Origin of the sequence: Planktothrix tepida PCC 9214 (genome assembly GCF_900009145.1) — a bacterium.
Taxonomy (GTDB): domain Bacteria; phylum Cyanobacteriota; class Cyanobacteriia; order Cyanobacteriales; family Microcoleaceae; genus Planktothrix; species Planktothrix tepida.
Map to the genome: position 1 here is coordinate 1 of NZ_LN889861.1, position 546 is coordinate 546.

The window sequence follows — 546 nt, forward strand, 5'->3', positions numbered from 1 at the left end:
TAATATTTTTTCTGCTCTTCATTGTCTGTTGGTCTTTCCCTGGGCTGTTCATAGCTATCTACTACTAACTCAAATTCCACCAGAATTTTTTCTACCCACTCCCAATCACTCTCGTTTTTTTTTACTTGCTCTAGCAAACTCGCTGGTAGTAATTCTCTCAAGATTTTTATCCAGTTATGGAAAATATCATTCGCTGTTGATTCACTGACTTCAAACTGTAACCCTAACATTTGAAATGTCGGCATTTGATGCAGATAAATTAGAGTCAGTAAGATTTGTTCCTCCACAGATAATTTCTGCCGACGACCCCCACCTGCTTTAATCAACCTGATTTTAGTTTTTTCTTTTTCCTGTCGTTTTTCTTCTTCTAATAACTCCGCAGCTTGAATGAGTTCTATCATCTGTTCATATTCCATCCCTAATAGCCTTTTTGCTTGCTGGGGATTCTTGTCCAGATAGTCTCTTAATTTACTCATCTCTAATCCGGGGTAAAATTTAATTTTATCATCTTTTTACCCCTCCTTTTTTCTATTTTGGAGATGTCTA

The 546-nt window shown here is 36.4% G+C and carries 1 protein-coding gene; it reads right to left on the bottom strand.

Going from position 1 to position 546, the window contains the following annotated elements; genetic code table 11:
• Positions 1–476: helix-turn-helix domain-containing protein (locus tag PL9214_RS29500; RefSeq protein ID WP_139295217.1), on the bottom strand; the 476-nt coding region annotated here is incomplete at its 3' end.
• Positions 477–546: the final 70 nt, after the last annotated feature.